The following is a 26,575-nucleotide window of genomic DNA, read 5'->3' on the forward strand; positions in this document are numbered from 1 at the left end:
GAATGAGCAATATGAAAATAACGGCAACCCCGGTCACTGAGAAACCCTCTTTCTTTGGGCAATTACGCCACCGGCTGCCGAAAGATACCGGGATATTTATCGTCATGCTGGTGATTGCCCTGACTTTTGAAATTGCCGGCTGGTACGTCCGCGACCAGTCCTTTTTATTAAACACCAATCGCCTGATATTAATTGTTTTACAGGTAGCGATTATCGGTATTATCGCGGTCGGGGTCACCCAGGTCATTATTACCACCGGCATTGATCTCTCCTCCGGGTCGGTGATCGCTCTCGCCGCCGTGGTGGCGGCAAGCCTTGCGCAAACCTCCGATAGCCTGTCGCCGATGTTCCCGTCGCTGGTCAATATGCCGGCGATTATCCCGATTGGCGCCGGTATCGGCGTCGGCCTGCTGTGCGGCTTAACCAACGGCTTTCTGGTGACCCGCACCGGCATCCCGCCGTTTATCGCGACGCTTGGGATGATGGTGTCGGCGCGCGGTCTGGCGCAGTATTACACTCAGGGCAACCCCATCAGCTTCTTATCCGACAGCTTTACCGCCATCGGCCAGGGGGCGATGCCGGTGATTATTTTCTTCGTCGTCGCCGCGGTGTTCCATATTGCCCTGAAGCATACTCGCTACGGTAAATACGTTTACGCTATCGGCGGTAACATGACGTCGGCCAAGGTCTCCGGTATCAACGTGAATAAATACCTGGTGATCGTCTATGCCATCGCCGGGGCGCTCTCCGGCCTCGCGGGCGTGGTGCTGGCGGCGCGCGTCAGCAGCGGGCAGTCGAGCATGGGCATGTCCTACGAGCTGGATGCTATCGCCGCGGCGGTTATCGGCGGCAGCAGCCTGATGGGCGGGGTGGGGCGCATCACCGGGACCTTAATCGGCGCGATGATCCTCGGCCTGATTAAAAGCGGTTTTACCTTTGTCGGCGTCGACGCCTACGTGCAGGATATTATCAAAGGCATCATTATCGTCGCGGCGGTGACTATCGATATGCGCCGCAACCGCAAAAAGCATTAATCGGCAATAGCCCACGGCCTGTACTGCCGTGGGCCATGTCGCGTTTATGCCGCGCCGCAAGCGGACTCATCCGCGGCAAGACGTAAACTGTTGAGCAGCACGTTCGCCCCTTTCTCCGCCCATTCCGGCAGAATGTTCTCCGCTTCGTTATGGCTAATGCCCTTCTCGCAGGGAATGAAAATCATGCTGGCGGGCGCGACCTTGCTGATATAGCAGGTATCATGCCCGGCGCCGGAAACTATGGTTCGCGCGCTGTAGCCCAACGTTTCCGCCGCCCGCTGGCTGCGCGCCAGGCATCCGGCATCAAAGGTAATGGGCGCGTAATCAAAAATACGCTCGACGTTTGCCGTCACGCCGCGCGCCGCCAGCGCTTCAGCAGCGCGATGCAGTTCCCGTTCCATGGCTTCCAGCGCCGGGGATTGCGGATGACGAAACTCGACGCTGCACGCCACGCGTCCCGGCACCACGTTGCGCGAGCCCGGTATCACCTGCGCCATCCCAATAGTCGCGCGCCCGTCGGGATTATGGGCGATACCGATATGCTCCACCGCCAGCGCCAACTCGGCGAAAGCGGTCAGCGCGTCGCGGCGGCTGCCCATCGGCGTGGTGCCTGCGTGGGCGGAAAAGCCCTCCAGGGTGACGTTGAACCAGCGCTGGCCCATTGCCGCGTGAACGAGGCCGATATCAACGCCTTCTTCTTCCAGAATCGGCCCCTGTTCGATATGCACTTCGTAGCAGGCGTGGAGCGGGAAGGCGGCGGCCGGACATTCCCCGCGATAGCCGATAGCCTCCAGCGCCGCGCTAACGCTGATGCCGTCGCGGTCTATACGGGCGAGGGCGAAATCTTCGCTAAACTGCCCGGCCCACACGCCGGATGCCAGCATCGCCGGGGCAAAGCGCGCACCCTCTTCGTTGGTCCAGTTCACCAGCACGATATCGCGTTCGGTCTCAATGCCGCGATCGTTCAGCGTGCGCAGCGCCTCCAGCCCGGCGAGGACGCCGTAAATGCCGTCATAGCGGCCGCCGAGCGGCTGGGAGTCGACGTGGGAACCGGTCAGCACCGGGGCTAACTGCGAATTTTTACCGGCGCGGCGAATAAACATATTGCCCATGCTGTCGACTTCGCAGGGAAAGCCGGCTTCCCGCGCCCACTGGCGCAGCAGGTCGCGCGCCTGACGATCCTCTTCGCTGAGCGCCAGCCGGGTCACGCCGCCTGCCGGCGTGGCGCCGAGCAGCGCCATCTCGTTGAGCGTCGACCACAGACGTGCGCCGTTGACGGTTATCATGACTTGTCCTTTTGCACGCGATAGCGGAAGTCACAGCACTTACCGCCCTCCATGATGGTGGTGGTGCGGGTCAGCTCCACGTCCGGGGCGTAGCCGACGATAAATTTATCGTCGCGGGCGCAAGAGAGCAGGTGGCCAATCTCGCCGAGGCCCATTTCGTGATACATCTCGGCGTAGCGGCAGCGGTTTACGTTGTAGTTATACTGCTGGTCGTCGGCGTCCAGCACCGTGACCTCCAGGGCATTATCTTTCTCCCACAGATACTGCAGCGCGACAAAGCTGCGAATATCCGCGCCGTCAGGCTCCTGGCGGGCAAACGCTTTTCCCGCCTCAATGGCGGCGTTTTCAATCGCTTCGCCGATGACCGCCTGGGCGCGAGCCTTACCTATCTCGCGTACCAGGATGTCGTAAATCGGCTTGATTATTTCTGCTTCAATTTTGCGGCGGGCGAGAATGCCCAGCTCATTATGATCACTCATCACATTGCCTCACTGCGTTACTGCGTTGTTGCGCCGCCGAGTACGGTTTGCGGCTGCCATTTGCCCTCGACGACTTTATAAACGGTAAAGGTTGGCGATTTCAGGTTGCCCTCTTTATCAAAGGCGATTTGTCCGGTCACGCCGGCGTAGTTAATGGCGCGCAGGGCGGGCAGATAGTCGGCGGGATCGACGGAGTCGGCTTTTTCCATCGCCGCGACCAGCACGCGGGTAGCGTCATAGGCGAACGGCGCGTGCAGTTCGATATGGGTGTGATAGCGCGACTGGTAGGCCTGCTCGAAGGCTTTACCGCCCGGCATCCGCTCGACCGGCAGTCCCGGCTCCAGCGCCACCACGCCGTCGCCCTCTTTCTGCGCCAGCTGGAGGAAGGTCTGGCTAACGAAGCCACCTGCGCCCATCAGGGTAGCGTTAATGCCCAGCTGTTTGATGCGGCGCGCCAGCGGGGCGGCCTGACTATCGACGCCGCCAAAGAAAATCAGGTCGGCGTTTTTGCTGCGGATCGCGGTCAGCACGGCGCTGAAGTCGACGGTTTTGTCATCGACGTACTGGCGATCGACGATATTGATTCCCTGTGCTTCCAGCGACTTAATAAACTCATCCGCCAGCCCCTGGCCGAAGGCGGTACGGTCATCGATGACCGCGATGCGTTTGGCCTTCAGGGTTTGTACCGCGTACTGTCCGGCAAACTGGCCGCCGTCATCGTCGTGGCCCATCACGCGGAAACTGGTGTCGAAGCCCTGTTTGGTGTAGGCGTGCCCGGTGGCGACCGGCGCGACCTGGGCGATGCCCGCATCGTGGTAAACCCGCGCAGCGGGAATGCTGGTGCCGGTATTCCAGTGGCCGACGACGCCCGCGACGCCGCTGTCCACCAGACGCTGGGCGACGGCAACGGCGGTGCGTGGGTCGGACTGATCGTCTTCCGACTGCAGCTTGAAGGTTACCGCCTTGCCGCCGATGGTCGGGTGCTGCTTGTTGATATCGTCAATCGCCAGCTGCGCGCCGTTTTCCAGATCCTTGCCGATACGCGCGGAAGGGCCGGTGAGCGGGCCAGCCAGGCCGATAATCACGGTTTCGCTGGCTGCGGACCACGCGGCGGATGAGGCAAAACCACTGAGCAGGATAGCGGCGCTGAGCGCGCTGATTTTTACGGTTTTCATTGTTTTTCCCTGATGCTGGTTGGTGTGTTAAACGGGCATTTCGCCCAAATAGATCTGTGCAATACGATCGTCGGCCAGCAGCGTCTGCGATGGACCGCGCTCGACGATGCTGCCGCTGTCCATCACCCAGGCGCTGTCGGTGGCCTCCAGCGCCAGGCGCGCGTTCTGCTCGATCAGCAGCAGCGCGACGCCGCGCTGGCGCAGGGTGGCGATAACGCGAAAAATGTTCTCGACCATCAGCGGCGCCAGGCCCATCGACGGTTCGTCGAGGATCAGCAGGCGCGGCTGGCTGAGCAGGGCGCGGTTGAGCGCCAGCAGCTGCTGTTCACCGCCGGAGAGCAGCCCCGCCAACTGATGCTGGCGTTCGGCGAGGCGCGGGAAATTAGCGAAGATGGCGCCCATCTCCTGCTTTACCGCCGCCGCGTCGCGTCGTAGCCAGGCGCCCATTTGCAGGTTTTCCAGCACCGTCATGCGGGCAAAGATGCCGCGTCCTTCCGGCACCATCACCAGTCCTTCGCGCAGCAGGGATTCGGCCCGACGTTTGCGGATCGGCTTGCCGTTAAACAAAATTTCACCGCTAAAGGGTTCCAGCCCGGTAATGGCGCGCACGGTGGAGCTTTTGCCCGCGCCGTTGGCGCCGATAAGCGTGGTCTGCTCGCCCTCTTTAACGCTGAATGAGACGTCGCGCACCGCCTGGATGCCGCCGTAGTGGACGCTAAGCTGGTTGACGGTTAATAAATCAGACATGGATATTGCCTCCCAGCCAGGCGGCGATTACCGCCGGATCGCGGCGTACGGTATCCGGCGTGCCGCTGGTTAACGTTTTGCCGTAATCCAGCACCATCAGGCGATCGCAGATCCCCATTACCAGCTTGACGTCATGCTCAATCATCAGCAGCGTTTTGCCGTCGTCACGAATGCGCAGCAGCAGTTCGCCAAGGGCCATCTTCTCGGCGGCGTTCATTCCGGCCGCCGGTTCATCCAGCGCCAGCAGGCGCGGTTCGGTGGCCAGCGCGCGGGCAATCTCCAGCCGCCGCTGGTGACCGTAGGCGAGGTCGCAGGCGCGATAGTGGGCGAACTGCGAGATGCCGGTATAGTCCAGCAGGTGCCAGGCCAGCTCGCGGGTTTGCGTCTCCTCGGCGCGGGCGCGTTTATGACGGGAGATCGCGGCCCACAGGCCGTTGCGGGTGCGGACGTGGCGGCCCACCATAACGTTCTCCAGTACCGACATGTTGTTAAACAGCCGCACGTTCTGGAAGGTGCGGGCGATGCCCGCGGCGGTCACTTTCTCAATATTGCTCGGAAAATAGGCTTCGCCACCGATAGCGAACTCGCCGCTGTCCGCCGGGTAGAGGCCGGTAATCAGGTTAAAGCAGGTGGTTTTCCCCGCGCCGTTGGGGCCGATCAGGCCGTAGATTTCACCCTGATTAATACTCAGCGATACGTTGTCGACCGCCGTCAGACCGCCGAAACGCTTCGTCATATGGCATACGCTTAACAGGCTCATGCTTTCGCTCCTTGATGTCGCGCGGGCCAGATGCCCTGCGGGCGCAGAAGCATGACCAGCACCAGCGCCAGGCCGTAGAACAGCTGGCGCAGCACTTCCGGGTCAATCAGCACTTCGCCAAACAGCGCCTGCTGTACCGGCGCCGCCTGGCTGCGCAGCAGCTCCGGCAGCGCGGTCAGCAGCACCGCGCCGAGGATCACGCCGGGGATATGCCCCATCCCGCCCAGCACCACCATCGCCAGCACCGCAATCGACTCCTGCAGGGTAAAGGATTCCGGCGAAACGAAGCCCTGAAATGCGCCGAACAGCGCGCCCGCCACGCCGCCGAATGAGGCGCCGATAGCGAAAGCCAGCAGTTTGTAGTTACGCAGGTTGATGCCCATCGCCCGGGCGACGTCTTCATCCTCGCGGATGGCGTGCCAGGCGCGGCCAATGCGCGAATGCTGCAGCCGCAGGCAGACGAAAATAATCGCCACAATCACCAGCATCAGAAGGTAGTACCACAGCCACAGCGCCGGGACTTTAAAGCCGAACCAGTGATAAACGCCGCTAAACTTGAGGCCGAACAGATTCAGCGAATCGACCCCGGAGATGCCTTTTGCGCCGTTGGTGATGTTGACCGGACGGTCGAGGTTGCGCATCAGGATGCGGATAATTTCGCCGAACCCGAGGGTGACAATCGCCAGATAGTCGCCGCGCAGCTTCAGCGTCGGCGCGCCCAGCACGATACCGCAGCCTGCCGCCACCAGCGCGGCGAGCGGAATAATCACCAGCCAGGAGGTGTGCAGGCCGTCCGGAAACCAACTATTTAAAATCGGGAAGACGTCCAGCAGATGCGGAGAAGCCAGCAGCGCCGCCAAATACGCGCCGACGGCGTAAAAGGCGATAAAGCCCATATCCAGCAGGCCGGTATAGCCGACCACAATATTCAGCCCCAGCGCCAGCATAACGTAGAGCAGGGCGAAGTCGATGACCCGCACCCAGTAGTTGCCGCCGAGCTGGCTGGCGACCATCGGCGCCACCAGCAGCGCGCAGACCAACAGGGTCATCCCGGACCAGAAGCGGCGGGAGACGGCAGGCGTATCGAGTTGTAGCGTTGTCATGATTTTTCTCCTAAGCCCGGTGCGCGACGCGTTCGCCGAGCAAACCGGCCGGGCGGAAGACCAGCACCAGGATCAGCACCATAAAGGCGAAAATATCCTGGTAGTTGCTGCCGAAGACGCCGTGGGTCAGGTCGCCGAGATAGCCCGCTCCGAGGGATTCGATAAGCCCCAGCAGCAGGCCGCCGATCATCGCGCCGCGAATATTGCCGATGCCGCCGAGCACCGCGGCGGTAAAGGCTTTAATGCCGGGCAGAAAGCCCATGGAGAAACCAGCGCTGCCGTAGTTGCTGGCCATCATCACGCCAGCCAGCGCGGCGAATACGCCGCCGATGGCGAAAGTGAGGGCGATAATCGCGTTTGGGTTAACGCCCATTAGCGTAGCGATGCGCGGATTTTCCGCTACCGCGCGCATACCGCGGCCTAAGCGGGTGTATTCCACCAGCAGCCACAGGCCAAGCATCACCGTGAGGGCCAGCGCGACGGTGACGATACCGGTGACGGTAACGAGAGCCGGCGGATGCGCTGCGCTGCCGTGGGTCACGGCGATCGGATCCATTGGCAGGATCTGCGGGAACATCAGCGGATTGCGCGACCAGACGATCATCGCCACGGTTTGCAGCAGCACCGAGACGCCGATCCCGGAGATCAGCGGCGCCAGGCGCGGGGCGTTGCGCAGGCGGCGGTAGGCAAAGCGTTCGACCGCCATCGCCAGCAGGGCGCAGACCGTCATGGCCAGCAGCAGCGCCAGCCCGAGCTGCGCCAGCGGCGGCAGAGTGGGGAAATGCGCGTTCAGGGCGTGCATCCCGGAAAGGGTGGTCAACGCGCCGACCATCAGAATGTCGCCGTGGGCAAAGTTAATAATGCGCAGGATGCCGTACACCATGGTATAGCCGAGCGCGATCAGGGCGTAGATGCTGCCGAGCATGACCCCGTTGATGATTTGTTGTATGAGTGTGTCCAACTGATTGTTCCGACAAGATGCTCAAATAATAGCTACCATCCAACAAATGAATTAAATTGTAAAATACGCATATATTCTTTCTTATTATAAATGTGTGGTTAACTATCATTATGATTTTAAATATAATTTAATAAATCGCTGGATAGCGTAATGCGCTAAGAAAATCAATATATGAAAAAAACAGAACAATCGGAGGCGCCGGGTAGCTGGTCGCAGAGTACTTTGGTAAACGATCCGCCGCTGCGGGCGGTGCGCGCCTTCGAGGCGATCGCGCGCCTCGGCAGCGTAACCCTGGCGGCGCAGGAGCTGGCGATATCGCCCTCGGCGGTTAGCCATCAGCTCAAAGTGCTGGAAGGCTATTTGCAGATCCCGCTCACCGAACGTCAGGGGCGACGGCTGACCCTCAGCCAGCAGGGGCGGGAGTATTATCGCTCGATCCGCGCGGCGTTTAACGTGCTGCGCCAGGCCACCGAGCATCTGGTCGAGCAGGTGCAAACCCAGCAGGTGACGATCAGCCTGATCCCGCTGTTTGGCATGGGTTGGTTTATTCCCCGCCTGCCGTCATTCGTGCACGCCAATCCGCATACCGAAATCAACGTGGTCTACGCCAACCATCGCAACTATCTTAGCGACGCTTCCGATATGTCGATCCGCTTTGGCAACGGTCACTGGGTGGGCTATCAAAGCGAAAAGCTGATTTCCGGCAAAATGGTGCCGGTATGCAGCCAGGCCTTTTTACGCCTGCACGGGCATATTGATACCCCGGAACAGCTGTTGCAGATGCCGCTGCTGCACGACGAGGAGCGCACGACCTGGAATCAGTGGTTTGTGCAGCAGGGAGTGAAGCGCCCGCCGCGCTCGACCGGGCCATTATTTGAGGATGGCCTGTTGACCCTCGCGGGCGTGCAGGCCGGGCTGGGCTGCGCGCTCATGCGCGAGCCGCTGATCGCTCCCTATCTGAAGAGCGGCGAGTTGGTGAAAATCTTCGATGCGGCAATTGATGATGGCCGGGATTATTATCTTTGCGTACGTCAGGATAGTGATATGACCCCCAACGGTAAGCTATTGCAGAGCTGGCTACGCCAGCAGGCCCTCGGTTGATATTTAGTTAAGAATTTACTTAATCCAGCTCACATTTTTGTTCGGTTGCCATTGTCATTACGCAGGGGCGCTTAGATAATCCGCCGAAATAACCCATTTTTATGATGGCGTGCTACTGCGAAAGCAGGCAAGACCAAAATAGAAATGCTCTCCCGCCAAGGGGAGCGTCTCTGTTTTGGTCTTTTTTTTTGCCCCAACACCAGGGAACACTATGAACTATAACGAAACAGCAGACAAAATCCTCCACGCGGTGGGCGGTGCGGAGAATATCCGTATGCTCACCCATTGCGCCACCCGGCTGCGCATGGAGTTCAACGACCGCGCAAAGGTAAACGATGCGCAGATTGGCACCCTCCCCGGCGTGATCAGCGTGGTGGAGAAGGGCGGCCAGTTCCAGATTGTGATCGGTAACGAGGTGCAGCAGGTTTACCGGCGGCTCAATAAGGCGCTGCCGGAGAAAAAAGGCCCGGCAGGCGGCGATAAAAATGCGAAGCCGGCCGGCATCGTCGCACGGATTATCAGCGTTATTTCGACCACCTTTACCCCGGTGATCCCGGCGATTACCGGCGCGGGGATGATTAAAGCGCTGTTGGCTATTCTCAAGCTCACCGGGGTGATTAGCGAGACCAGCTCGACGTATCAGCTGCTGAATATTATTGCCGACGCCGCCTTCTTCTTCCTACCGGTGCTGCTGGCCTACGGCGCATCGCTGAAGTTTGAATGCAACCCGATTCTGGCGATGACCCTCGCGGGCGTGCTGCTGCATCCGGGCATCGGCCAGATGCTGGCGGCCGGTAAAGCGGTCGATTTTGTCGGCATCAACGTCCTGCTTTCCGATTACGCCGGTTCGGTGCTGCCGATCATTCTGACGGTGTGGCTGATGTCGTGGGTGGAACGCTTTGCCGAAAAAGTCTCGCCGTCGATTATTAAATTCTTTGTTAAGCCGATGCTGATCCTGCTGATTACCGCGCCGCTGGCGCTGGTGGTGGTCGGCCCGGCGGGCATTTTGCTTAACGACCTGGTGGCCGCGGGGGCGGGCGCTATCGACCGCCACGCTAGCTGGTTGATCCCGATGCTGATGGGCACCCTGCAGCCCTTCCTGATCATTACCGGCACCGCCTGGGCGATGACGCCGATCGCCACCGGACAGCTGAGTAAAAGCGGTTACGAGATGATTAACGGACCGGGGATGCTGGCGTCCAACGTGGCGATGGGGGCGGCGACGCTGTGCGTGGCGCTGAAAACCAAAAATAGCAACCTGCGCCAGCTGGCCTCTTCGTCGGGCTTTACCGCGCTGCTGGGGATCACCGAACCGGCGCTGTACGGGGTGCTGCTCAAGTTTCGCCGCGTGCTGATTGCCGCGATGATCGGCGGCGGCTGCGCCGGGGTCTACGCCGGGGTGAGCGGGCTGGTGCGCTACGCGTTTGTCTCGCCAGGCCTCGCGGCGCTGCCGGCGTTTATCGGCGAAAACCCGATGAACATCGTCCATGCGCTGGTAACCTGCGCGATCTCCATCGTGGTGACCTTTACCCTGACCTGGTTTATCGCTTTTAAAGACGTTCCTGAGGAACAAGAGGAAGTGGGCGAGGCGCCGCAGCCTGCGGTGAGCCCGAAAAACGAGGGGGAGACGGAAGTATTCAGCCCGCTGCGCGGCCAGGTGGTGGCGCTCAGCGAAGTGAACGATGACGTCTTTTCCGGCGGCCTGCTGGGCGAGGGCCTGGCGATTCGTCCCGAGGAAGGGGTACTGCGCGCGCCGTTTAGCGGCACGGTGATGATGTTTTTGCCGTCGTGCCACGCCGTTGGCCTGCAGAGCGACAGCGGTCTTGAGCTGCTGATCCATATCGGTATCGACACCGTTAATCTTAACGGCCAGCACTTTAGCTCTACGCTGAAGGTGGGCGATAGGGTGGAAGCGGGACAGGAGCTCATCCGCTTTGATATACCCGCCATCGAGCAGGCCGGGTATGACCTGATTACCCCGGTGATTGTGGTCAACGGCGATGAGCAGCACTCACTGCGCCTGACTGCCGCCGCGCAGGTCGATTACGGGGAGCAACTGATGGTGCAATCCGCTAAGGAGGCGCAGGCATGATTTATCAAAAGAAAGCGCAGTTCCCGGACGGTTTTCTGTGGGGCGCGTCCACCTCGGCCTATCAGGTCGAGGGCGCGTGGAATGAAGATGGTAAAGGCCCTTCGGTGGTCGATATGCTCAGCCATCCGCCGGGAACGGCGGACTTCCGCATCGCCAGCGACCACTATCATCGCGTGGAGGAGGACGTCGCGCTGATGGCGCAGATGGGGCTGAAGGCCTACCGTTTTTCGGTGGCCTGGTCGTGGGTGATACCTGACGGCGATGGCCCGGTGAATCCGACCGGGCTGGCGTTTTATCACCGCCTGATCGACGCCCTGACCCGCCATAGCATCACCCCCATCGTCACGCTGTACCACTTCGACCTGCCGTGGGCGCTGGAGCTTAAAGGCGGCTGGCTGAACCGCAAAACCGGGGAGGCATTCGTGCGCTATGCCAGGCTCCTGTTCAGCGAATTTGCCGCCAAAGTTCCGCTCTGGCTGACCATCAATGAACAGAACACCATGATCCTCCATCCCGGCGCGATTGGCGTGCCCGCCGATCGCGAACTGCCGGACAAGAAAGCGTTGTACCAGCAGAATCACCATATGATGCTGGCCCAGGCGCAGATCTTCGCCCTGTGCCACCGTGAGTTCCCCGGGGTGCGCATCGGCCCGGCGATAAACACCACGTCGATGTACGCCGAAAGCTGTAAACCGGAGGACGCCATCGCCGCGCATAACTGGGAGACGCTGCGCTGCTGGAGCTTTTTGGATGTGGCGGTACATGGCCGCTACAACGCCTTAGCGTGGGCGTATTTACTGGACCGCGGTCTTGCGCCGGAAATGCAGCCAGAAGATGCGCTGATTTTGCAGCAGGGGAGGCCGGACTTTATCGCCATTAACTACTACTCGACCGCTACCATTGCCGCCAGCCGGGGCGACGGCGGCGACGTTGCGCCCCGCGCCGGGGACCAGCAAATTATGCTGGGCGAAGAGGGGGTTTATCGTCCGGCGGAAAACCCGTGGGTTGGCAAAACCCCCTACGGCTGGGTGGTCGATCCGGTGGGGCTGCGCCTGACGCTGCGTAAAGTGTGCGAACGCTACGGCCTGCCGATTCTGATTAGCGAAAACGGCATGGGCGCGCCGGATAAGCTGGCGCCTGATGGGACGGTAAATGACGACTATCGCATCGCCTTCTTACAGGCGCATATTGAGCAAATGCGCCTGGCGATAGCCGACGGCGTCGAGCTGATGGGCTACTGTCCGTGGGCGGCGATTGACGTGGTCAGCACCCATCAGGGATACGCCAAGCGCTACGGTTTTATTTATGTCGATCGCGGCGAGGATGACCTGAAAAGCCTGCAAAGGATCCGCAAACGCAGCTTCTGGTGGTATAAGGATGTCATCGCGCAAAACGGCAACCACGACGAGTCGCAGAGATGATTGTTCAGAAGGTGCTCAATAATAGCCTGGTGCTCTCTATGGATGACGATAGCAGGGAGGTTATCGTCATGGGGAAAGGCATTGGCTTCAACAGCAGACCCGGGGATGAGATCGCCCCGGAGAAGATTGAGAAGCTGTTCGTGACCCAGGCGCTCGGCGCGCGCAGCGGCTATCTTGAGGCGCTCTCCGCTATTCCGGATGAGGTCATTGAAATGGCGGCGATGATTATTTCCCGCGCCAATATGCAGCTCGCCAGCAAGGTTCGCGAGCAGATTTTCTTTACCCTCGCCGACCACCTGACCTTTGCCATCGAGCGCAGCCGCAAAGGGATCGCCATTCAAAATCGCCTGCTGCCGGAAGTCAGGCGTTTTTATCCGCAGCAGTTCCGCGTCGCCAGCGAGGCGGTAACGATTATTCGCCAGCAGTACGGGATTGAACTGCCGGAGGAGGAAGCCGGGAATATCGCCTTTCATCTGGTAAACGGCCAGAGCGAGGGCGACGACGTGGCGCAAACCATGCAGTCGGTGAAGATGCTGAAGGATATTTTTAATCTCGTGCAGTATCACTTTAAACAGCCGATAGACACCGACTCGATTAACTACTCGCGTTTTCTGGTCCATATGCAGTTTTTCCTCCAGCGTTTACAAGAGGGAGAGCTGGACGGCGCGCGGGACAGTTTTCTGCTGGTGCAGGTGATTAAGGAGTATCCGGAGGCGTACCGCTGCGCGCTGCTGATCCGCGATTACGTCAAAGCCCAGCTCGATATCACCCTCGGCGGCAACGAGCTGTTATGGCTCACCGTACATCTGGTGCGGATCGCGGGCCTGGATGCGTGAACGTGTTCTATTAATGGGGCGTAATAGCCATTTCTGTTTTTTTTATGGGACATGAGCTCTTTGGAATGACTGAGTTGGCTCATTTGTAGTGTTCTATAAACAGGTTATAATCGCTAACTAAGTTCTATTAATAAGACAAGAGAAGCATTATGGCAAAGCCGTCAACCCGAACCTACTCTCGTTACAGTCGCGATGCAGCACGGTTGCTGGGAATGATGATCCGCACCGCGCGCATAGAATCCAGACTCACTATCGAGGAGCTGGCAGAACGTGCTGGCGTGTCGCGTGGGCTGGTTTATCGTGCTGAGGAAGGCGATATGGGATGTGCGATTGGCGCGGTATTTGAACTGGCGACAATAGTGGGCGTGCCGCTGTTTACGCCAGATAGTTCTGCTCTGGCGTTACATATTGCTAATGCAGAGAAAACGCTGTCATTAATGCCGCGTGCGGTTCATCACTCAAGGAAGGTGATAAATGATGACTTCTGAGAATAGCCTTGAGCAAGTGTATGTCTGGATCTGGCTGCCTGGAGCAACAGAACCCGTTGTCGCCGGAGTGTTAAGCAGAGACAACGGTCGGTTTATTTTCAACTACGGCCGCAGTTATCTGGAGCGGAAAGAGGCGATAGCGGTTTATGTGCCGGAGCTTCCTTTAGTCAGAGGCGCAATGGTACCTGCCCCTGGTTTGCAAATGGCTGGCGCGTTACGCGATGGAGCTCCTGATGCCTGGGGGCGGCGAGTTATTCTGAACCGACTGATGGGCGCACAAGGCAGAGATACCGATCCCAACACCCTGGATGAAATGACCTACTTACTTGAGTCCGGTTCCGATCGGATTGGTGGTCTTGATTTTCAGCGCTCTGCGACGGAGTACGTTCCACGCGCGGCCCGAGGAGCATCGCTTGAAGAGCTTATGCAGGCAGCGTCGATGGTGGAAAACGGTATACCGTTAACCGTCGATCTTGAACAGGCGTTATTTCACGGCACTTCACTCGGTGGAGCACGACCAAAAGCGATGATCGAATTTGGGAATCGTAAATTTATCGCTAAATTTTCTTCTTCAACAGATACCTATAATGTTGTTAAAGGCGAATATATCGCCATGCGCCTGGCAGGCTGCGTTGGGTTGAATGTTGCGCCTGTTCTCTTTCGCCATACTACTGGTAAAGATGTTTTGCTTATCGAGCGTTTTGATCGCGTCCAAAGCAAGACCGGTTGGCAACGCCGCCTGATGGTGTCAGCGCTGACTATCTTTGGTCTTGATGAAATGATGGCAAGATATGCGAGCTATGAAGATTTGGCGGACATTATACGTCAGCGTTTTAGTGCCCCTAAAGAGACGCTGCGGGAGCTGTTTGGGCGACTTGTTTTTAACATTATTTGTGGTAATACCGACGATCATGCCAGAAACCATGCGGCATTTTGGGATGGTAAAAGGCTTAGCCTGACGCCTGCATATGACATTTGTCCTCAAGGGAGAGCCGGCAATGAAGCCACACAGGCTATGCTGATCGTAGGCGAAAATCGGATGAGTAACCTTGCGGTTTGCCTGTCGGCTGCCGACCGTTTTTTACTGAGCAGACGTGAAGCCATTGAGCTTATTGCCCATTATCTCGATACGGTCCATATGAACTGGAAAGCCCTCGGCGATGAGGTGGGGTTAAGTGAAGTGGACAGAAAACTCTTCTGGGGAAGGATGTTTTTTAATCCTTTCATATTTGAAGGCGCGCCAGAAGAGATTTTGAGACTACGTAAGTCGTGGCTTTAACGCGTCCGGTGCCACTGCATTTTCAACGCGGCAAGACAAATAGTCCGTTAACACGTTTCGATAACCTTTTAAACCTCCGTAGTATCACCGATGCCGAAACTGCAGCGTCGCCGGCAGGTAGCGCTGTAGCGGCTCGGGCGTGTTGCCGTCAATCAGCTGGCTTATCAAATCGTAGCAGTGCCAGGCCAGCTGGCGGTTGTCCTGCTGGACGGTATCGATACGCAGCGACAGCGAATCGTAGAGATAGTGATCGTCAAAGCTCGCCAGGTGGATGTCTGAATCGAGCAAATGGTGCTGGCTCATATAGCGCAGCACCCCTTCCAGCAGCCCGCAGGCGGCGGTAAACAGCGCCTTTGGCGGCCGACCCAGACGCGCGCAGAGGGCGGCGAACATCTCATAGCCGGAGCTGGGATGGTAGTTGCCGTTGATCACCCACTCCGGGCGCAATTCAATACCCGCCTGGGCCAGACCTTGCGTAAACCCGGCCAGACGATCGCGGGAGGGCGACAGGCGCGGCTGGCCGCCTAAAAACCAGAACTCATCGCGATGCTGAGGCGCGATGCGGGCAATCAGCTCCGCCGTCGGGGTAATTGAATCGGTCATCACCAGCGGCAGGGCGCTTTCATTCGGGTAGCGGTCAAACAGCACCACCGGCAGCTGTTCGCTGAGCTTGAGATAGTCGGCATCGGCGTGCATACAGGAGGCGACGATCAACCCGTCGACCTGACGGGCAATCATGTTATTGACCACCATGCTCTCCTGACCGGGGTTTTCGTCGGTACAGGAGATCAGCAGTTGGACGCCCGCCTCGCGGCACAGCATCTCCAGCTCATGGGAAAAGACCGCAAAGCCGTAGTTGGTGATCTCCGGCACCACCAGGCCGATGGTGTGGCTGCGGTTATCGCGCAGGGAGCGGGCGTGAATGCTCGGCTGATAGTGCTGCTCGCGGGCAATCGCCAGCACGCGCTCGCGCGTTTCCTGCGCCACGCGCAGCTCTTTGCCACGCCCGTTGAGCACCAGGCTGGCGGTCGCTTTGGAAACGCCCGCCAGTTCGGCGATATCTTTAATGGTTACGCGTTTGGTTTTCATTACGACGCCATGAGCCTGAAAGCAAAACGCTTATTCTACCATGCATGTGCGCAGCGGCCAGTAGCAGAATGCATCCGGCGCGCTACCGGAGAAAATCAGCTGCGCCGGATAAGCCGGGAAGCAGCGGCTGCTCATTACGCCTTCGCCGTCGTTAATGAAAATCTCCACGCTCGACCGATCGATGAAAATCCGCAGCGTGCGGACCTCGCCGCGCCAGTAGCGATAGTGCATCTCGTCGCTGACGAGACTGCGTCGCGCCAGTCGGATCCCGCTGGCGTCGCGCTCGAGGGTTAACGCGCCGCCGAAATCAAGGCTTAGTGCGTCGTCGGCGGCAGTTTGCAGCGCGATTTCCATCGGCGCCAGCGGCAGAGCGTTCCCCTGCCAGCCGTGCGCTTCCCCGCGCAGGGCGGTCAGCTCGCGCAGCGGACGCTGGTAGAGCTGACCGTCGATAAATTCCAGCTCGCGCAGGCAGGTCATCTGATGGATCCAGCCATGAGCGAGCGTCGGCTGGCGCATCTCTTCGCCGTCCGGGACGCCCATCCAGCCGACCAGCAGGCGGCGGCCATCGCGGGTGTGCGTGGTCTGCGGGGCGTAGAACTCGAATCCGGCGTCCAGCTCGCGCAGTTCGCCGTGGCTGAACGCGGCGCGGTCATAGTCGAAACCACCGGCCATCCACACCGCCGGATAGGTATTGAGGAAGCGCTCTTCTTCACGGGCAATCCCCTGCGGGCAGCAGATCAGAATATGCTGGTCGCCGAGCGCAAACAGATCCGGGCACTCCCACATATAGCCTGCGTCGCTCAGGCCGTTAATGCCGTCACCGGCGATTTCGCCCTCGCTGCGCCACTGATGAAGGTCCGGGGAGCTGAACAGCAGCACCTTACCGCGCTTTTGCCGATCCTGCGCCCCCAGCACCATGTACCAGCGGTCTTGATGCCGCCAGACTTTCGGGTCGCGGACGTGGCCGGTATAGCCCTCCGGCAGCGGCAGGACCGGGCCGAGCTTAGTGAAGGTGCCGTCGGCGTTTTCCGTCGCCAGGCACTGCCACGCGGTTCGGCCGCCATCGTCGAACTTCACGTTGCCGGTATAGCACAGGGTGAGCGTACCGTTGTTATCCACCGCGCTGCCGGAGTAGCAGCCGTTGCGGTCGTACTCTTCATCCGGCATCAGCGCAATAGGCTCATGCCGCCAGCGCAGCAGATCGTCTGAACTCCAGTGCGCCCAGCACTTGAACTTATGATCGCAGGCGAGCGGGTTCCACTGGTAGAACAGGTGATAGCGCCCGGCAAACTCGACAAAGCCGTTGGGGTCGTTCATCAGCCCGGTGACCGGCGCATGGTGCCAGCGGGGATAATGGCTATCGGCCAGCGCGCGCGGCTGGCCCTGCATAACGGCCTGCAAAATCGCAGGCAAACGTGATGGAAGTGACATTATTCAGCGTCCGTTTTGTATTTCAGCAGCAGAGAGACGACGAAAGCGACGCCAAAGGCGATGACCATACCGATAATGTAGTTCAGCAGCGAGCTGGCCTGCACGATAGCCATGCCGGGAATCGCCGTCAGGCCGACTGCGCTCATATAGACGTGCACTGACACGACCCACGCGCCGCCCGCCGCGCCGCCGATCAGCGCCGCGATAAACGGCTTCATGAAACGTAAGTTGATACCAAAAATCGCCGCCTCGGTGATGCCCAGCATAGCGGAAAACGCCGAGGGCAGCGCAATGGCTTTGATTTTGACGTCTTTGGTTTTAAACCATACCGCCAGGCAGGCGCCACCCTGAGCGACGTTGGCCATGGACCAAATCGGCAGCAGGAAGTTAACCCCAATGGACGGGTTACCCAGCAGCCCGGCTTCGATGGCGTGGAAGCTGTGGTGAATACCGGTAATGACGATAACCGAATAGAGACCGCCAAACAGCAGTCCAGCCAGCCAGCCGGCGTGGCTAATCAGGGTACTCAGGACAAACGAGATGCCGTCGCCGAGCGCGCGACCGGCCGGGCCGATAATCAGCAGGGCGATAAAACCGGAAATAATCACCGTCAGGAACGGCGTCAGGATCAGGTCCAGCGCATCGGGGATCGCGCGACGCAGCTGCTTCTCAACGAGGCTCATAAACCATACCGCCAGCAGCACCGGGAACACTGTCCCCTGATAGCCGATCATGGCGATCTCGAGGCCGAAGAAGTTCATGGTATGGAAACCGGCGGCCACGCCCCAGGCGTTAGTCAGCGCCGGGTGGGTCAGAATGCCGCCGAGCGTCGCGCCGAGGTAGGGGTTACCGCCGAATTCGCGGGCCGCGGTAAAGCCAATCAGGATCGGCAGAATGATAAACGCCGCCGAGCTGCACATATCCAGCATGATGTAGAGGGCGTTGCTCGGGTCAACCCAGCCGTAGGTTTTGACCATCCCCAGCAGGCCCATCAGCAGGCCGGAGGCGACGATTGCCGGGATAATCGGCACGAAGATGTTCGACAGCAGGCGCGCGATACGCTGGAAAGGATTAAGCTTTTTCGCCGCAATGTCGGCGGCTTCCGACTTGCTCGATTCGCTAATGCCCGCCGCCTGGATAAAGGCGGCGTAGACCTTGTTCACCACCCCGGTGCCGAAAATAATCTGCATCTGCCCGGCGTTGCGGAAACAGCCCTTAACCCCTTCAATTTTGCCGATGGCCTGCTGGTCGGCCAGCGAATCATCGACCAGCACCAGCCGCAGACGCGTGGCGCAGTGCGCGGCGCTGGCGATATTTTCCTTGCCTCCCAAAAGCGGAAGCAGCGAGCGGGAAATCTGTTCAAAATCCATAGTACCCTCTGAATGCGTAAAATTTTCGTGTTGTCGTCCCGTGTTCACGGGGGCGCAGTTTCTGCGTCGTTATCGTGTCCGGGGCGACAACGCGCGCGTAATCGCCCCGGATGTTCCTGCCGTCAGACGTTACCCGTCAGAACCAGGTTTCCATCTGCATACCGAACGACCATTCGCCGCCCGATTTAAAACCACTGCTGCCCAGCGCGTCGTCGCTGGCGTAATTATTCAGTTTTTTGCTCCAGTCCATCCATGAGGTGTAAAGGCGGATTTCAGGACGGCTGAAGAAATCACCGATGCTGCCGACCTTAAAGGTCGGAGCGAAGGTGAGCTTGTAGAAGCTACCGTTCACCGCATGGCGATCGTTATAACCTTCAGGTTTAAGATCCATATACTGGTAGCTGCCTTCGTAAGCGAGGGCGAAGTTCTGGTTGATCTCCTGGATCAGACGCATGTTGAGCGTTGCCCACTGATAGCTGTCGCCCTCGGCATAACGGTCTTTACTGCTTTGCGCCAGGATAGCCGGGGCGATAAACCAGTTTTTGCTGAGCGGCGTGGTGCCGTAGCTGGCGAAGCGCCAGGTGTTGGCGCCCGAGCGTAGCGCGCCGTCAGAGCCGATGCCTTTAACTTCAGCGCCCAGGCCGTGACCGTAGAGCAGGGCGGTTTTGCTGGTGCCTTCACGCAGGCCGTAAAAAGTGTCGTTATGCAACCCGAGCAGCGCATGCGTCCCGGTATTTGCCGCATCGCCTTTGACCGGATTGCCGTTGGTATCCTGACGTTCATCGTTGTCTTTTGCCCGCATCCCGCTGACCATCACCTGCACCGGACCGATGAAGTTGTTCATGCTGACGATATAGTTCTGCACGCTATTGCTCGAGTCAGCAATATCGCCGAAGTTGCGTCCGTAAAGAGAGAAGTTACTGCGAATGCTATCGTTCCACCTGACGTCGTAAATACCGCCGCCGGTACCGGCGAGGAACACAACGTCAGAGTCAATCCAGTGAATATCAAAGTTGTCGCGGTCGAAACGTTTCCCTGCCCACAGGGTGGAGCCTTTAAACGGCCCTTCAAAGGCAGGCAGGTTGCCCAGTTCGACGAAAGCCTGGCGAACGTTCAAATCACTGGTGCTCGCCGTCCAGTCGTTATAATTGGTTTGGCCGTCGGCGACCATCACTTTGAAGCGGGTCGTCGCGCCATTATCCAGGGTCTGCTTATGTTCAAGGTTCATTTCAACATAGGTATCGGCCTGGTTTCCCAGACGGCCGATAGCCCCGCCGGTTTCCCCCGCTGGCGTCATATAGGCGCCGGATTTGGTGCTGGCGGCGGAATCATTCATTATCACGCCGGAGCGGGCGTAGCCGTGAAACTCAAAGCCGCTTTTCTCATCGGCTTTTTTCTCAAGCTTGGCGGTACGTTGAACCACTTCCTGCGTCGTGTCCTGATTTTTTTGCTGCTGGGTGGTCAGCTGCTGGACTTTTTTCTCCGCTGACTCGGCGCGGTTTTCCGCGGTTTGCGCTCTGTTTTCCGCCTCCTGCAGGCGTTTTTCCAGCGCGACCAGGCGGGCTTCGATGGTGCTGAGGTCCGTTTGCGCGTGGGCTGAGGCGGCACCGGTTAGCAAAGCGATAAGGACCGCGAGTGTGTTTTTTTTATACATGCTGGTTGCATCCCGAAAGTAAAATTTGGAAATGTTGTTTTTTGCTAAACCGGTTTAGGAGCTATGTTAAGCATGACCCTTAACATTTGGAAATGGATTTTGCTAAACCGGTTTAATAAATGTGATGGATGCAACAAAGTGGGCCGCGCACGACGGCCTGAAGAATCAAAACTGGCGATTAAGATCGCGCTGGTATGGCAGAGCGGTCATCGCGCCTTTCGCCGTTGTCGCCAGAGCGCCGCAGGTTTGCGCTAGCGTCAGGGTGGGTTCCAGCCCTTCGATATCCGTCGGCATCCCTTTGGCGGCAAGGCTTGCGAGCAGTCCGGCGACAAAAGCGTCACCCGCGCCGGTGGTGTCCACGCTGACCACAGGCTTGGCGCTGAAATGGGTAAACTGCTGCTGGAAGGCGGCAAGCACGCCCGCTTTGCCCTGGGTGACCAGCAGCAATTCAGGCTGGTAGCGCGCGGTGATGCTGGCGATGCCTTGCGCTAAATCATCAATTCCGCTGATGAATACCAGTTCCTCTTCCGACAGCTTCACCACGTTGGCCATGCGCAGGGCGCGATCGAGGCAGGCGTGCAGCAGCTCCTGATCCTGCCAGAGGTCCGGGCGGATATTGGGGTCAAAGCTGACCCGGCCGCCGGCCAGCTTGATTTTCTCCATAGCCGCGAAGGTGGTGCTGCGGCTGGGTTCGGCGCTGAGCGCGATAGAGCAGACGTGCAGCCACTGGTTGGCGGCAAACTGCGGCAGGTCTTCTTTCGCCAGGAACAGATCCGCGCTTGGGCGCACCATAAAGGTAAAGGTGCGTTCGCCCTGATCGTCAAGGTCGACCACGACGGTGGAGGTTCGGTGCTCGCCGTCGAGGCGCATATGGCTGACGTCGACCAGCTCCTGCTGCAGGGTGTGGCGCATAAAGCGGCCAAACGGATCGTCGCCGACGCGCCCGATAAACCCGCTGATGCCGCCAAGACGGGCGATACCTACCGCCACGTTGGCCGGCGCGCCGCCGGGGCAGCGCAACAGACGGCCTTCGCTCTCCGGCAGCAGGTCAACTACCGCATCTCCCAGAACCCAAACTTTTGCAATCATGCTGAAAAATCTCCATAGCTAAACTTAGTTAAACCGGTTTAGCTTATTAAAGCATAGCGACAGGATCAGGGGAACGTCAGCGGCGGAAAAGTGCGAACCAGGGTATAAAAACGTGAGCCGGTTGGCAAAAGAGCGGCCGTTCGGCTGAGCGGGAGAGACTTCTAATGGCTGCGGACTCTATAGCGGTAAAAAGCGGCAGCCCGGACAGGTGCAAAGGGGGGGGCGGCAGACCAAAAGTCGATAGAAAAGTCTGAAATCAGTTTTAAGAACAATCCCTAAAGCCAGACGGCAAAATCTTGTGCCATGCTAAATGCGACTCATAACATTAAGTTCGTTAGCGAGAGAGGATATTATGAAAAAAGCAATGATTGCGTTATCTGCGATTCTGGTAGCAGCTCCTGTTTTTGCTGCAACAACGACACACGCAACCGACGATACCGTCGCGGCGGCCCATGAAGGGGCGAACACCGCGAAGGAAAAACTGCACGAGGCCCAGCACCAGGGTGAAGAGCAGCAGCTCAAAGCTAAACACGCGGCGGAAGGCAAAAGCGACAGCGTAGGCAGCGAAGTCAGCGAAGGCGCGCAGAAAACCTGGAATAAGACCAAAGAAGGGACTGAGAAGGGCTGGAACGCAACTAAAGAAGGCACCGAAAAAGGCTGGAATAAGACCAAAGAGGTCAGCAAAGAAGGCTGGGATAAAACCAAGCAGGGTGCCGAAGAGCTAAAAACTAAAGTCACTGAGTAATTACTGACTCTTTGCTAAAAAAGGTCGCGAAAGCGGCCTTTTTTGTTATTTAGCGTCCATGGTTCAGCCTCGGGATAATTATCCGCAATGGATATCGAGCCGGCTTGCGGTATACCCGGGGGCATAGTAAACCCTGTGGCTGGGTTAAATGAGCGCAGGCAATAAAAATGCGCCCTGGAAGACTAAGCGGATATGCCAGGAATTGTCCTGGTTATATTGTTACTCACTATTCCTCCACATTCTCCTGGTACAAAGGAAATATATCAGGAGGTGTATTATGAAAAAGATTCTTTCACTGGCGATTATTTTATCTTGTGCGTTGACTTCCGTCTCCTGGGCGGATGGTCCTGGCGGCAACAACCACGGTCAGCAGCAGGTCTGGCAGCAAGACGCCGGGCGCGGCGGCCCGAACGGTAACCGTCAGCAGGGGCCGCAGGCTAACAACCATCAGGGCAACGGCGATAACCGTGGCCCGGCGCATGGTGACAAGGGGCCGCAGGGTAACCCTCATCAGGCGCGTCATGAGCAGGACCACTTTGCGTGGAACGGGCATGATTTCCGCAAAGGTCATCCGGCGCCGGAACGTTTTCGCGGCAATGATTACCGGATAAACGACTGGAACGATCGCGGATTACCGGCACCGCCGCGCGGGCAGCACTGGTCCTATATTGATGGCAACTATGTGCTGATTGCCGCCGCGACCGGGATTATTACGTCGATCCTGATTAACGGCGCGCTGAGTCACTAACCTTTTTCTGCCTTAACCTCGCTACCGCTTTCCCCGGAGGCGGTGCTGCGCGCCTGTCCGGGCTACCGATTTCCCCGCGTCTGAGGGACGGTAGTCCGGTCAGCGTAGCGCTATCGGGCAATGCCCACCCGCCCTTGTTCTCACTTAAAAAGCGCAAAGTTGAAAATATCATTCTTGCGCCTCTTCTTTGATGTTTTATCTGCTTATTTAGACTTTATAAATGAGTATTATGCTTCATGGTTAATAAAAAGCAGAGAATGTAAGAAGCGCCCTGGTTCAGGCGAGAGTAAAAGACGTCCGCTTCTCCGTTAAATCACTATGAATAAATCAGATGAAAACTGCCTGCGGAATAAGAAATCCTGCTTGCAATAAACCCTTAGCACGTTAAGTTATTAAAGCTTTGCATCTGATTCTATTCCCGGAGACCGGCATGACCGACTGTGTAATTCCTGAAATTAAAGCCACCGAAAATGAAATGATTGCGATCCGTCATTATTTGCACGCCCATCCGGAATTAAGCCTGGAAGAGTTTAATACCAGCGAGCTGGTGGCCGGAAAACTGACCGAGTGGGGCTATACGGTGACCCGCGGGCTGGCGAAAACCGGGGTGGTCGGAACCTTAAGCAAAGGCGATTCTCCGCGCACGATCGGCCTGCGCGCCGACATGGACGCGCTGCCGATTTTCGAAACGACCGATCTCCCGTGGGCCAGCACCGTTGCCGGGAAAATGCACGCCTGCGGCCACGATGGCCATACCACCATTCTGCTGGCGGCGGCGAAATATATCGCCTCGCCGGCCTGCCAGTTCAACGGCACGGTACACCTGATATTCCAGCCCGCGGAAGAAGCTATCGGCGGCGCGGATTTAATGATTAAAGACGGCCTGTTTGAACGTTTCCCCTGCGAGCGCATCTTCGGCCTGCACAATATGCCGGGCCTGCCGGTGGGGAAACTCGGCTTTTACGCCGGTAATTTTATGGCCTCGGCGGATACGGTCAAAATCACCATTACCGGTTACGGCGGCCACGGCGCGCACCCCGAGCGCACCGTCGACCCCATTGTGACCGGCGCGGCGCTGGTGATGAATCTGCAAAGTATCGTTGCCCGTAACGTACCGCCGGGCGAAACCGCGGTGGTCAGCGTCGGTACTTTCCAGGCGGGTATCGCCTCCAACGTCATCCCCGAGAACGTGGTGATGGAGCTGAGCGTGCGGGCGATGAAGCCGGAAATTCGCGACCTGCTGATTAAGCGGATCAAGGCGCTCGCTGATTTTACCGCCAAAAGCTACGGCGCCAGCAGCGAGGTTGAGGTTTTTGACTCCTATCCGGTGCTGACCAACAGCGACGAGGAGACCGAGTTCGCCAAAGCGCTGGCGCTGGAGGTATTTGGCGAGGAGGGCGTGCTGGAATCTATTTCGCCGATGAACGCCAGCGAAGATTTCGCTTTTATGCTCCAGAAACGCCCCGGCTGCTACTTCCTGCTGGGTAATGGGGAGAAAGGCGGGAAGGGCGGCTGTATGGTGCACAACCCCGGCTATGACTTTAATGATGACATTATTTCTACCGGCGCGACGCTGTTCGTCCGGTTAGTTGAAACACACTGCCGTTGATCTCTGGAGTCCGTAAATAATGAAAAAATCTCTTCTGCTGTGGGTCGCGCTGATGGCCTCAACTTCAGCCCTGGCCGCAGAAAATAAGGAAATTCGCTTTGGCGTCGATCCCACCTTTGCGCCGTTTGAATGGAAAGATCCGCAGGGTAAGCTGGCGGGTTTTGATATTGACCTCGGCAACGCGATTTGCGCCCAGCTGCAGGCCAAGTGCGTGTGGGTGGAAAGCAACTTCGACGGCATTATCCCGGCGCTGAAGGCGCGTAAGTTCGACGCGATCCTCTCCGGCATGTATATGACCGAGAAGCGCAAAGAGCAGATCGGCTTTAGCGACAAGCTCTACAACGGTCCGGTGTTCCTCGTGGCGCGTAAAAATACCCTGGCCGGGAATACCGTCGAACAGCTGAAGGGCAAAACCATCGGCGTGGAACAGGGCTCGGCGCAGGAGACTTACGTCAACCAGCACTGGCGCACGGCGGGGATCAATATCGTCGCCTATCAGGGGGCGGATCGCGTGGTTCAGGATCTGGAGTCCGGGCGTATTGATGGCGCGGTGCTGTCCGGGATGATGGCCGACTACAGCTTCCTGCAGCAGCCGCAGGGTAAAGATTTTGCCTTCGTTGGCGGCCATCTGAAGGACGACAAGCTGTTCGGCGCCGGCGCGGCGATTGGCCTGCGCAAAGAGGACGATGCCCTGCGCCAGGAGATTAACGGCGCGATTGCCCGCATTCTCGCCGACGGCACTTATAAAAAGTTAGCCGGGAAATATTTTAGCTTTGACGTCTATTCCGGGACATAATGTTGTTATGCATTCAGCGGGCACGGCTAGCCCGCTTCAAGCTTCCTTTTCTTACTATCCCGTAATTGTCCTTTCCTGGCCCTCACGGCGTTCCGAAGGATACTGAATATAAGCGATAAGGAGTGAACGGCATGATCACACGTCCCTTGGGCAAAACCGGATTTTCCATCGCCCCGCTGGTGTTTGGCGGCAACGTTTTTGGCTGGACCATCGATGAAAAAACCAGTTTTGCCATTCTTGATGCGTTTATAGACCACGGCTTTGATGCTATCGACACGGCGGATGTTTACTCCCGCTGGGCGGAGGGTAATCAGGGCGGCGAGTCTGAAACCATTATCGGTCGCTGGCTACAGGCGCGGCCCGGCATGCGCGATAAGGTGAAGATCTTCACCAAAGTGGGGGCCGATTTAGGCCTTCCCGGGCATAAAGGGTTGAAAAAAGCGTGGATCCAGCAGGCGGTTGAGGATTCACTCCGGCGCCTGAACTCCGATTATATCGACCTCTATTTTGCCCACTGGCCGGACCCGGAAACGCCGGTTGCGGAAACCCTCGAGGCGTTTCACGCCCTGCAGCAGGCGGGGAAAATCCGCGCTATGGGCGCCTCCAACCTTGACGCCGGCCAGCTTTCGAGCGCGCTGGAAGTGTCGCGCAAAAGCGGTCTGCCGGCCTGGCAGGTGCTGCAGCCGGAATACAATCTTTATCATCGCTCGGCTTTTGAGGGCGCGCTCGGCGACCTGTGCATCAGCCGCGATATCGGCGTGGTGACCTACTACAGCCTGGCGTCCGGCTTCCTGACCGGCAAATACCGCCAGCAGTCCGATCTGGCGCAAAGCCAGCGCGGGGGCGGCATTGGCAAATATCTCAATCCGCGCGGGCTGCGCATCGTCGATACGCTGGTTGAGGTGGCGGAGCAAAACGACGCCAAACCCGCCGAAGTCGCGCTGGCCTGGCTGATGAGCCGCGAAGGCGTAACGGCGCCTATCGCCAGCGCCACCAGCATCGCTCAGGTGGAGAGCTTCGCCCGCGCCGCCGCGCTGACCCTGAGCGCCGACCAACTGGCGCGTCTGGACAGCGCCAGCGCGTAATACTGTATGCCGGAGCCTGTCAGGTTCCGGCGCTTTTCCATCAGCGTTTTGTATTCCTTTTCTTTTCTCTTTTAGTCACTTCCCCGGCTCTGAATACTTTTCAGCGAAAAATGAAACGTTTTTTCATGCGCTAAAAGCCCTTCTTGATTACGTTAAGATAATGCGTATAGTTCTCATTCTTATTTTGTTTTTATGTT

At 58.4% G+C, this 26,575-nt stretch carries 24 protein-coding genes; 12 read left to right on the top strand and 12 right to left on the bottom strand.

Features of this window, described 5'->3' with window-relative positions; genetic code table 11:
• The first annotated feature begins 11 nt into the window (after positions 1–11).
• Positions 12–1,034: an ABC transporter permease gene (locus tag KOSB73_RS09900; protein WP_171016429.1), complete on the top strand. Its 1,023-nt coding sequence runs from the start codon at positions 12–14 to the stop codon at positions 1,032–1,034.
• Between the two features lie 44 nt (positions 1,035–1,078).
• On the opposite strand, the gene KOSB73_RS09905 is transcribed toward KOSB73_RS09900, so the two are convergent.
• From KOSB73_RS09905 to KOSB73_RS09935, 7 genes are read right to left on the bottom strand one after another with little or no spacing between them, the layout of a single operon-like run.
• On the bottom strand, positions 1,079–2,320 hold the full coding sequence (locus tag KOSB73_RS09905; RefSeq protein WP_064342310.1) for a Zn-dependent hydrolase: 1,242 nt from the start codon (positions 2,318–2,320) through the stop codon (positions 1,079–1,081).
• Positions 2,317–2,799 (bottom strand): L-2-amino-thiazoline-4-carboxylic acid hydrolase, encoded by a 483-nt coding sequence (locus KOSB73_RS09910; protein ID WP_004137832.1) that lies wholly within the window; start codon positions 2,797–2,799, stop codon positions 2,317–2,319. The genes KOSB73_RS09905 and KOSB73_RS09910 overlap by 4 nt, the downstream gene beginning before the upstream one ends.
• Positions 2,800–2,816: 17 nt before the next feature.
• Complete coding sequence (locus KOSB73_RS09915) at positions 2,817–3,974, bottom strand: branched-chain amino acid ABC transporter substrate-binding protein (RefSeq protein WP_098140476.1); 1,158 nt, start codon at positions 3,972–3,974, stop codon at positions 2,817–2,819.
• 27 nt (positions 3,975–4,001) lie between these two features.
• On the bottom strand, positions 4,002–4,721 hold the full coding sequence (locus KOSB73_RS09920; RefSeq protein WP_024273872.1) for an ABC transporter ATP-binding protein: 720 nt from the start codon (positions 4,719–4,721) through the stop codon (positions 4,002–4,004).
• Positions 4,714–5,481, bottom strand: coding sequence for an ABC transporter ATP-binding protein (locus KOSB73_RS09925; RefSeq protein WP_004135277.1), 768 nt, complete (start codon positions 5,479–5,481; stop codon positions 4,714–4,716). The genes KOSB73_RS09920 and KOSB73_RS09925 overlap by 8 nt, the downstream gene beginning before the upstream one ends.
• Positions 5,478–6,584 carry a branched-chain amino acid ABC transporter permease gene (locus KOSB73_RS09930; RefSeq protein ID WP_004135278.1) on the bottom strand — a complete coding sequence of 369 codons (1,107 nt, stop codon included), beginning with the start codon at positions 6,582–6,584 and terminating at the stop codon, positions 5,478–5,480. Before KOSB73_RS09930 ends, KOSB73_RS09925 begins: the two co-directional genes overlap by 4 nt.
• A gap of 10 nt (positions 6,585–6,594) precedes the next feature.
• Positions 6,595–7,545 carry a branched-chain amino acid ABC transporter permease gene (locus KOSB73_RS09935; protein ID WP_032742069.1) on the bottom strand — a complete coding sequence of 317 codons (951 nt, stop codon included), beginning with the start codon at positions 7,543–7,545 and terminating at the stop codon, positions 6,595–6,597.
• Between the two features lie 171 nt (positions 7,546–7,716).
• Between KOSB73_RS09935 and KOSB73_RS09940 the strand changes: the two genes are divergently transcribed.
• From KOSB73_RS09940 to KOSB73_RS09965, 6 genes are all read left to right on the top strand, one after another.
• The gene (locus KOSB73_RS09940) at positions 7,717–8,646 is read left to right on the top strand and encodes a LysR substrate-binding domain-containing protein (RefSeq protein ID WP_004135280.1); all 930 of its coding nucleotides are present in this window, start codon (positions 7,717–7,719) and stop codon (positions 8,644–8,646) included.
• Positions 8,647–8,857: 211 nt separating this feature from the next.
• On the top strand, positions 8,858–10,738 hold the full coding sequence (locus tag KOSB73_RS09945; protein ID WP_004135282.1) for a beta-glucoside-specific PTS transporter subunit IIABC: 1,881 nt from the start codon (positions 8,858–8,860) through the stop codon (positions 10,736–10,738).
• A complete protein-coding gene (locus KOSB73_RS09950; protein WP_098140477.1) occupies positions 10,735–12,159 on the top strand; it encodes a glycoside hydrolase family 1 protein in 1,425 nt (474 codons plus the stop codon). Before KOSB73_RS09945 ends, KOSB73_RS09950 begins: the two co-directional genes overlap by 4 nt.
• Positions 12,156–12,995, top strand: coding sequence for a BglG family transcription antiterminator LicT (gene licT, locus KOSB73_RS09955; protein ID WP_024358899.1), 840 nt, complete (start codon positions 12,156–12,158; stop codon positions 12,993–12,995). The genes KOSB73_RS09950 and licT overlap by 4 nt, the downstream gene beginning before the upstream one ends.
• Before the next feature lie 149 nt (positions 12,996–13,144).
• Complete coding sequence (locus KOSB73_RS09960; RefSeq protein ID WP_024358898.1) at positions 13,145–13,483, top strand: helix-turn-helix domain-containing protein; 339 nt, start codon at positions 13,145–13,147, stop codon at positions 13,481–13,483.
• A complete protein-coding gene (locus KOSB73_RS09965) occupies positions 13,473–14,762 on the top strand; it encodes a type II toxin-antitoxin system HipA family toxin (protein ID WP_024358897.1) in 1,290 nt (429 codons plus the stop codon). Before KOSB73_RS09960 ends, KOSB73_RS09965 begins: the two co-directional genes overlap by 11 nt.
• 84 nt (positions 14,763–14,846) lie before the next feature.
• On the opposite strand, the gene KOSB73_RS09970 is transcribed toward KOSB73_RS09965, so the two are convergent.
• The 5 genes from KOSB73_RS09970 to KOSB73_RS09990 all read right to left on the bottom strand — a co-directional run bounded on the left by KOSB73_RS09970 (position 14,847) and on the right by KOSB73_RS09990 (position 21,395).
• Positions 14,847–15,851, bottom strand: coding sequence for a LacI family DNA-binding transcriptional regulator (locus KOSB73_RS09970; RefSeq protein ID WP_004135287.1), 1,005 nt, complete (start codon positions 15,849–15,851; stop codon positions 14,847–14,849).
• A 30-nt stretch (positions 15,852–15,881) separates the two neighbouring features.
• Entirely contained in the window at positions 15,882–17,282 is a 1,401-nt protein-coding gene (locus KOSB73_RS09975) for a sucrose-6-phosphate hydrolase (protein ID WP_049087504.1), read from the bottom strand.
• A complete protein-coding gene (locus KOSB73_RS09980; protein WP_024358895.1) occupies positions 17,282–18,652 on the bottom strand; it encodes a sucrose-specific PTS transporter subunit IIBC in 1,371 nt (456 codons plus the stop codon). Before KOSB73_RS09980 ends, KOSB73_RS09975 begins: the two co-directional genes overlap by 1 nt.
• 136 nt (positions 18,653–18,788) lie before the next feature.
• Positions 18,789–20,306 carry a carbohydrate porin gene (locus tag KOSB73_RS09985; RefSeq protein WP_098140478.1) on the bottom strand — a complete coding sequence of 506 codons (1,518 nt, stop codon included), beginning with the start codon at positions 20,304–20,306 and terminating at the stop codon, positions 18,789–18,791.
• Positions 20,307–20,471: 165 nt separating this feature from the next.
• The gene (locus tag KOSB73_RS09990; RefSeq protein WP_064411387.1) at positions 20,472–21,395 is read right to left on the bottom strand and encodes an aminoimidazole riboside kinase; all 924 of its coding nucleotides are present in this window, start codon (positions 21,393–21,395) and stop codon (positions 20,472–20,474) included.
• A 352-nt stretch (positions 21,396–21,747) separates the two neighbouring features.
• Here KOSB73_RS09990 and KOSB73_RS09995 point away from each other — a divergent pair, with 352 nt between their 5' ends.
• The 5 genes from KOSB73_RS09995 (at position 21,748) to KOSB73_RS10015 (ending at position 26,378) form a co-directional block, all read left to right on the top strand.
• On the top strand, positions 21,748–22,140 hold the full coding sequence (locus tag KOSB73_RS09995; protein ID WP_004130158.1) for a hypothetical protein: 393 nt from the start codon (positions 21,748–21,750) through the stop codon (positions 22,138–22,140).
• Between the two features lie 277 nt (positions 22,141–22,417).
• Positions 22,418–22,888 carry an RcnB family protein gene (locus KOSB73_RS10000; protein WP_004135302.1) on the top strand — a complete coding sequence of 157 codons (471 nt, stop codon included), beginning with the start codon at positions 22,418–22,420 and terminating at the stop codon, positions 22,886–22,888.
• A gap of 430 nt (positions 22,889–23,318) precedes the next feature.
• Entirely contained in the window at positions 23,319–24,497 is a 1,179-nt protein-coding gene (locus KOSB73_RS10005; protein ID WP_064411386.1) for a M20 aminoacylase family protein, read from the top strand.
• 19 nt (positions 24,498–24,516) lie between these two features.
• Positions 24,517–25,293: an ABC transporter substrate-binding protein gene (locus tag KOSB73_RS10010; protein ID WP_024358891.1), complete on the top strand. Its 777-nt coding sequence runs from the start codon at positions 24,517–24,519 to the stop codon at positions 25,291–25,293.
• 131 nt (positions 25,294–25,424) lie between these two features.
• Positions 25,425–26,378, top strand: coding sequence for an aldo/keto reductase (locus tag KOSB73_RS10015; RefSeq protein WP_098140479.1), 954 nt, complete (start codon positions 25,425–25,427; stop codon positions 26,376–26,378).
• The last annotated feature ends 197 nt before the right edge of the window (positions 26,379–26,575 follow it).

This window comes from Klebsiella grimontii, from assembly GCF_900200035.1.
In the GTDB taxonomy this organism is placed as follows: Bacteria; Pseudomonadota; Gammaproteobacteria; order Enterobacterales; family Enterobacteriaceae; genus Klebsiella; species Klebsiella grimontii.